8 protein-coding genes are annotated in these 6217 nt (G+C 69.6%); 6 read left to right on the top strand and 2 right to left on the bottom strand.

Going from position 1 to position 6217, the window contains the following annotated elements; translation table 11 throughout:
- Positions 1–62: 62 nt before the first annotated feature.
- Positions 63–1034 (bottom strand): sheath polysaccharide-degrading enzyme, encoded by a 972-nt coding sequence (locus ACFQ7F_RS45065; protein ID WP_383285336.1) that lies wholly within the window; start codon positions 1032–1034, stop codon positions 63–65.
- 243 nt (positions 1035–1277) lie between these two features.
- Between ACFQ7F_RS45065 and ACFQ7F_RS45060 the strand changes: the two genes are divergently transcribed.
- The 3 genes from ACFQ7F_RS45060 to ACFQ7F_RS45050 all read left to right on the top strand — a co-directional run bounded on the left by ACFQ7F_RS45060 (position 1278) and on the right by ACFQ7F_RS45050 (position 3336).
- On the top strand, positions 1278–2216 hold the full coding sequence (locus ACFQ7F_RS45060; protein WP_383285333.1) for a PAC2 family protein: 939 nt from the start codon (positions 1278–1280) through the stop codon (positions 2214–2216).
- A 48-nt stretch (positions 2217–2264) separates the two neighbouring features.
- Positions 2265–2867 carry a dephospho-CoA kinase gene (gene coaE / locus ACFQ7F_RS45055; protein WP_383285330.1) on the top strand — a complete coding sequence of 201 codons (603 nt, stop codon included), beginning with the start codon at positions 2265–2267 and terminating at the stop codon, positions 2865–2867.
- Positions 2868–2943: 76 nt separating this feature from the next.
- A complete protein-coding gene (locus ACFQ7F_RS45050; RefSeq protein ID WP_383285327.1) occupies positions 2944–3336 on the top strand; it encodes a tetratricopeptide repeat protein in 393 nt (130 codons plus the stop codon).
- Here the strand turns inward: ACFQ7F_RS45050 and ACFQ7F_RS45045 are convergent.
- Positions 3333–3593: a DUF6343 family protein gene (locus ACFQ7F_RS45045; RefSeq protein ID WP_383285324.1), complete on the bottom strand. Its 261-nt coding sequence runs from the start codon at positions 3591–3593 to the stop codon at positions 3333–3335. The genes ACFQ7F_RS45050 and ACFQ7F_RS45045 overlap by 4 nt on opposite strands.
- Positions 3594–3841: 248 nt before the next feature.
- Here ACFQ7F_RS45045 and ACFQ7F_RS45040 point away from each other — a divergent pair, with 248 nt between their 5' ends.
- The 3 genes from ACFQ7F_RS45040 (at position 3842) to ACFQ7F_RS45030 (ending at position 6134) form a co-directional block, all read left to right on the top strand.
- Positions 3842–4744: an acyltransferase domain-containing protein gene (locus ACFQ7F_RS45040; RefSeq protein ID WP_383285339.1), complete on the top strand. Its 903-nt coding sequence runs from the start codon at positions 3842–3844 to the stop codon at positions 4742–4744.
- Positions 4745–4801: 57 nt separating this feature from the next.
- A complete protein-coding gene (locus ACFQ7F_RS45035; protein ID WP_383285321.1) occupies positions 4802–5506 on the top strand; it encodes a class I SAM-dependent methyltransferase in 705 nt (234 codons plus the stop codon).
- Between the two features lie 151 nt (positions 5507–5657).
- Positions 5658–6134 carry a DoxX family protein gene (locus tag ACFQ7F_RS45030; RefSeq protein ID WP_383285319.1) on the top strand — a complete coding sequence of 159 codons (477 nt, stop codon included), beginning with the start codon at positions 5658–5660 and terminating at the stop codon, positions 6132–6134.
- Positions 6135–6217: the final 83 nt, after the last annotated feature.

Below are 6217 nucleotides of genomic sequence, written 5' to 3'. Positions count from 1 at the left end.
CCCCTTGGGTGCGGGCCCGCTTTTTGTACTTCGCGCGGTTCCTCGAGCCCCTGCGGGCGCTGCTACGGCGTGACCGTGATGTTCGTCAGGCCCTTGCCGCCCGTCACTGTGTTGCTCGCGTACACCGTCGTCTTGCAGCTGCCGCTGAAGTTGGTCACGTTGACGGCCAGCTGCTTGTCGCCCGTCGAGCCGCTCAGGTTGGACTTGTTGCCGCGGAAGACCGTGCCGCAGCCCCAGCCCGACTGCTGGCTGTGGGTCTCGTAGCCGCTGTTCGTGGTGTTCTTGCCGGTGTTGTTCTCGATGACGTAGTTGTTGCCCTTCACGTCGATCCACGAGTCGTCGTAGTTGTTGCCGGTCAGGCCCTTGCCGTCGAAGGTGTTGCCGGAGACCTTGCCGCCCGTGGTGCCTTCCTTGAGGTCGACGGCCTCGCCGCCCACGTCGGGGCCGATCGTGTTGTTCAGTATCTGTACGTTGTCGCTCTTGTCGGAGAGTGTGTTGGCGCTGCCTACGTAGACGCCCTCTCCCATGCCGCGGTCGTCGTTCCCGGTGTCGTAGATCTTCGAGCCCTTGATGACGCCGTCAGTGCTCGACTTCCGGAAGTGCACGCCCTCCATGTCGAGGCCGTGGACCGTGACGGTGTCCACGACGACGCCCTTCGCGGAGTCGATCATGATGCCCTTCTGGCCGCCCGTGACGGTGATGCCCTTCACCGTCCAGTAGGAGGCGCCGTTCAGATGCAGGCCGTATCCGCCGCCCGCCGTGAGCACCGCCTTCGAGGAGCCGGTCAGGTTGATGCGGGCGCCTGAGCTCGCGGCCGTACTCGTCTTGAAGTTCCCGGTGTACGTGCCGTCGGCGAGGTGGATCGTGTCGCCGGGGGAGGCGCTGGTGAGCGCGGACTTGAGCTCGGCCGCCGTGGAGACCTCGATGGTCCCGGCGGCCGTCGATACGGGCGAAGCGGTGGCCGCGAAGGACAGGCCTCCGGTGGCGGCCGTCGCGGCGAGCGCGGAGATGAGCAGGGTGCGTCGGGTACGCATGTGGGGTGACCCTCCGGTTCTTGTACGTGAACACTGGGTGTGCATATGAACGTAGAGGTGGGTCATGTCCGCGTCAAGGTCTGGACCAGGCCAGGTGCGCAAGGCCCGACTGCCGCCGTGAACTCGGCATCCGTCTACGGGTGTTGTAAGAAGCCGCTGTGAACAGACGCGGGAGGGAATGCCAACGTCGCTGAGGGCGTTCTGCTGTACGAGTCACGACGAAGAGGGCGAGGAGCGGTCACAGTGCTTGATCCGCAGGGTTTGTACGCATGGGAGCCGAAGGGCCTCGCTGTCGTCGACATGGCGCTCGCCCAGGAATCGGCCGGACTGGTCATGCTCTACCACTTCGACGGCTACATCGACGCGGGTGAAACCGGCGACCAGATCGTCGAAAGGCTCACGGAGAGCCTGCCCGGTCAGGTGGTGGCGCGCTTCGACCACGATCGGCTCGTCGACTACCGTGCGCGCCGCCCGCTGCTCACGTTCCGGCGCGACCGCTGGGCCGACTACGAGGTGCCCACGCTCGACGTGCGGCTGCTCCAGGACGCCACGGGCGCGCCGTTCCTGCTGCTCTCCGGACCCGAGCCGGACATAGAGTGGGAGCGTTTCGCGGCGGCGATCGAGCAGATCGTGGAGCGGCTCGGCGTGCGCCTCGCGGTGAACTTCCACGGCATTCCCATGGGTGTGCCGCACACCCGCCCCGTGGGCCTCACCCCGCACGGCAACCGCACCGACCTGGTGCCGGGGCACCGCAGCCCCTTCGACGAGGCGCAGGTGCCCGGCAGCGCGGCGGCGCTCGCCGAGTACCGCCTCCTCGAAGCGGGCCACGACGTGCTCGGTGTCGCCGCGCACGTCCCGCACTACATCGCGCGCTCCTCCTACCCGGACGCCGCTCTGACGGTCCTCGAGGCGATCACCGCCGCGACGGGCCTTGTGCTGCCGAGCGTCGCGCACAGCCTGCGCACCGAGGCGCACCGCACCCAGACCGAGATCGACCGGCAGATCCAGGAGGGCGACGAGGAACTGGTCGCACTCGTGCAGGGACTTGAGCACCAGTACGACGCCGCGTCCGGCGCCGACGCGCGCGGCAACATGCTCGCGGAGCCCGTGGACATCCCGTCGGCCGACGAGATCGGCAAGGAGTTCGAGCGCTTCCTCGCGGAGCGTGAGGGCGACGCGTAGCCGGGACCGAGAGGGCGGGGCGGAACGCCACCCCCTAAGCTGCCGGTCATGCTGAAGGTGGGCCTGACCGGCGGTATCGGCGCCGGCAAGAGCGAAGTGTCACGTCTCCTCGTCGAGTCCGGAGCCGTCCTTGTCGACGCCGACAAGATCGCGCGGGAAGTGGTGGAGCCGGGAACTCCAGGACTGGCGGCGGTAGTTGACGCCTTCGGTCGAGAGATCCTCGCTCCCGACGGCTCCCTGGACCGGCCGAAACTGGGCTCGATCGTCTTCGCCGACCCGGAGAAGCTCGCCGTACTGAACTCGATCGTGCACCCGCTGGTCGGCGCCCGCTCCGCAGATCTTGAGGGCGCGGCCTCGCAGGACGCGGTGGTCGTCCACGACGTACCGCTGCTCGCGGAGAACGGCCTGGCGCCGCTGTACGACCTGGTGGTCGTCGTCGACGCGAGCCCCGAGACCCAGCTGGAGCGTCTCGTGCGGCTGCGCGGCATGAGCGAGGAGGACGCCCGCGCGCGGATGGCCGCCCAGGCGACGCGCGAGAAGCGCCTGGAGATCGCCGACGTCGTGATCGACAACGACGGCCCGCTGGAAGGCCTGCAACAGCGTGTCGGCGCCGTGTGGGCGGATCTGGCACGGCGGGCGCGGGCGGCCTAGCCCCAAATAGCGGCCCGGCGGAATAGGCATCGGCGTGACGGGCGTTGGGACAGAGCAGCGAGGGAAGGAGTCACGCGTGCCCGAAATTACCCCGGAGACCCATGTCATCGACTTCCGTGCGGCGGAGCAGCTCCTTGCCGCGCGGGACCCCCGAGGCGCGGTGAAGCTGCTCGACACGGTCATCGCGGCCCACCCCGAGAACACGGCGGCGCGGCTGCTGCGGGCCCGCGCCTTCTTCGCCGCCGCTCAACTGCGTGCTGCGGAGCTTGAGTTCAGCATCGTCCTGGAACGCGAACCGGACAACGCGTTCGCCCATTTCGCGCTCGCCCGCACCTACGAACGAGCGGCGCGGCCCGACCAGGCCCGGCGCCACTTCCGCCTCGCCGCGGCGCTCGACCCGCAGCCGGAGTATCTGGCGGCGGCGCGCTTCGACGACGACGGCGGCGGCGACGCGGGCGCTGGGGGCTAGCCGGTCCTCGGGGGTTCGTACGGCGGGGTGTCGCGGCCCGGCTGGTAGTGCGGACCCTGGTGGATGTGGCGCAGGATCATCGCCATGTCGGTGGTGATGATCAGCCAGAGCGCGCCGCAGGCCACCGCCCATCCGGGTCGTCCCACGAGGGCGAAGGCGATGGTGCCGAACGTCGCCCAGATCAGGCCCCACACGCTGAACCAGAAGCGCATGCGCAGAGGACTGCGCGCGGTCACCGGTTCACTTCCTGTGCGCATCACGAGAGGTCATCTCCTCCCTCTCCGCCGCTGTTCCCTCTGCGCCTCCACCTGCCTCCACCCGTCTCCACCTTCCAGGATCCACCCGTGGGTGGTGGACCGGAAGGGCCGGAGGCTTCAAGATCGTAGATGTGTCGATCGGGGGTAAGGCTGTGCTGGACGTACTGAGGAACAGGGCGAGGACGGACGAGCGGCTCGCCGCGTGGCTGAAGGATCTCGAGGGCGCGGCGGAGCCGCGGGCCGAGGCGGTGCTGCCCCCGGCCGACGAGCTGCCGGACGTGCTGCTCGACCTGGCCGTGCCGCACGAGGACATCAACGACCTGGTGGCCTTGCGCGGGCGGCTGATGGGGGACCCGGAGGCGCGGTGGCTGCTCGATCGCAGCGTCGAGGCGACAGTGCGGGACATGGGCAAGGCCGACGCAGGCCCCGAGTACGCTCCCTTGCCTGCGGAATTGGGCGCGCTCGGGTCCTGCTTCTACGTATTCGTCTTCGTGGCGGCCCTCCCGTACGTACGCGCCTATCACCGGACCCGCGGCATCCCGGACGACACCTCCCGGCGTACGCTCGCCGACCTCGGACGGCACATGGCGGTGCACCGCCGGGCGCGCGGTGGTCCCGGGCTGCTGTACCCGAGCTGGAATTCCCTGCACTTCCGGGGCGAGCTCTATCAACTGGGCCGGCTGCAGTTCCAGCGCGCCGTGCTGGGAAAGCGGATGGGCGGGACGGTGGCGGCGGCAGGGCATTCCGCGAGCCGGGGCGACCCCTGCCTGAACCTCCACATAACCGACTTCCGGGGACCGTTGTCCCCGGAGGCCTGCGACCGGTCGATGGAGCTGGCACAGGAGTTCTTCGCGCGGCACTTCCCGGAGGAGCGATATGAGACAGCCGTGTGCCACTCCTGGCTGCTCGATCCGCAGCTGAAGCGGTATCTGCCCGCGGACTCCAACATCGTCCGCTTCCAGGAGCGTTTCCGTCAGGCGGACGGATACGGGCGGGAGCCGGACGACAGCACTCCCGTTGCCTTCGTCTTCGGCGACAGCGACCTCCCCGTGGCCGAGCTGCCGGGGCGGACAAGGGTGGAGAGGGCGGTGGGGGACCACTTGAGGGCAGGCGGTCACTGGTACGGAGGGCATGGCTGGTTCCCGCTGTAGGTCGCGCCGCCACGGAGAGAGGGGGAACGGGGCTCCGGAGCGCTTCGTTGAGGGGGCATGACTGTTGAGATGCGTGAGGGACACGAGGGGACGGGCCCTGGAGCGATCACGCCGGACGGCTGCGCGGTGGATCTGTACGCGCGCCTGTCCGTCGGTGACGAGCCGGATGTCGTCGCCGGTGCCGTACCGGCCGGGGCACACATTCTGGAGCTGGGCAGCGGTGTGGGGCGGGTGACGCGGCCACTGCTCGAACGGGGATTCCGGGTCACGGCGGTGGACGAGTCCGCCGAGATGCTGGAGAAGGTCTCCGCGCTCGACGGCCGGGTGCGCGCCATCCGGAGTCCGATCGAGAAGCTCGACCTGGGCGAGCGGTTCGAGGTGGTGATGCTCGCGTCGTTCCTGGTGCACGACGGCGACGTGTCGGTGCGGCGCGGGATGCTGCGGGCCTGCCGGAGCCATGTGACGGACGGCGGCTGTGTGCTGATCCAGCGGGAGGGCGCGGATTACCACACGAACCTGCCGAGGGAGCGTGTCGACCCCGGTGGGTACACGGTGCGGATCGTGTCGGCGGAGCCGGTGGGGGACGGGGTGAACGAGGTGCACGCGGAGTACGTCTTCCCGGACGCCGTATGGACCCAGACGTTCCGCGCCCGTCCGCTCACGAAGGAGCAGTTCGAGCAGGCGCTGGAGGAGGCGGGACTGAGGGTCGACAAGTACCTGACGGAGGACGGGGTTTGGGTGAGGGCGGTGCCGGTCGGCTGACGTGGCTGCCGGAGGGGCCCGGACGGGGCGCCGGGCCGGGGCGTCGGGCCGCGCAGAGGGAAGAGAGGTGCCGCCGGGCGATGAGTTCTGCGGGGCGGGGCGGTCTATCACGGTGACAGCACAACAGCCCCTGCTCACCGAGGAGATCACCATGACCACGGCCGCCACCTCCGCCAGTGCCACCTCCGTCACCAGCGCTTCCACCAGCACCGCCGCCACGGGCGGTCGCGCCGCAGCCGGGCGCCGCTCCGTCCGTATCGCGCTGCGCACGGTTCAGGTGGTGCTCGCCCTGTTCTTCGGCCTCGCCAGCGGGATGCCGAAGCTGATCGCGCACCCCACGGCGGTCGAGGCCTTCGAGAGGCTCGGGTGGGGCGATCCGGGGATGTATGTGATCGGCGCGCTTGAGGTGCTCGGTGGGATCGCGCTGTTGATCCCGGTGCTCAGTTCCGTCGGCGCGACGGCTCTCGTCGGGCTGATGATCGGTGCGTTCATCGTGAGCGTGGCCGCGCTCGGCGGGGAGAACGCCGCCACGCCGCTCATCCTGATCCTGCCGCTGGCGTGGATCGCCTGGGCACGGCGCGGGCAGACGACAGAGCTGATCCGCCTCCTCCTGAGGCGCGGGGCGTGAAGGGGTGAAGGCGTGAAAGACCGTGCACCGGGGCGGAGTTCCGACCCTGTGCTGAGGGCCCACCCGACGACGCCGGGTGGGCC

This window comes from Streptomyces sp. NPDC056486 (assembly GCF_042795295.1).
Taxonomy (GTDB): domain Bacteria; phylum Actinomycetota; class Actinomycetes; order Streptomycetales; family Streptomycetaceae; genus Streptomyces.
The sequence above is the reverse complement of the archived record's forward strand: the minus strand, read 5'-3'. Positions and strand labels throughout refer to the sequence as shown.

Excerpts from the sequence above, each read along its gene's own strand:
- ACFQ7F_RS45035 (WP_383285321.1), top strand. The coding sequence starts at position 4,802 with ATGACTGTTGAGATGCGTGAGGGACACGAGGGGACGGGCCCTGGAGCG.
- coaE (WP_383285330.1), top strand. The coding sequence starts at position 2,265 with ATGCTGAAGGTGGGCCTGACCGGCGGTATCGGCGCCGGCAAGAGCGAA.
- ACFQ7F_RS45065 (WP_383285336.1), bottom strand. The coding sequence starts at position 1,034 with ATGCGTACCCGACGCACCCTGCTCATCTCCGCGCTCGCCGCGACGGCC.
- ACFQ7F_RS45045 (WP_383285324.1), bottom strand. The coding sequence starts at position 3,593 with ATGCGCACAGGAAGTGAACCGGTGACCGCGCGCAGTCCTCTGCGCATG.
- ACFQ7F_RS45030 (WP_383285319.1), top strand. The coding sequence starts at position 5,658 with ATGACCACGGCCGCCACCTCCGCCAGTGCCACCTCCGTCACCAGCGCT.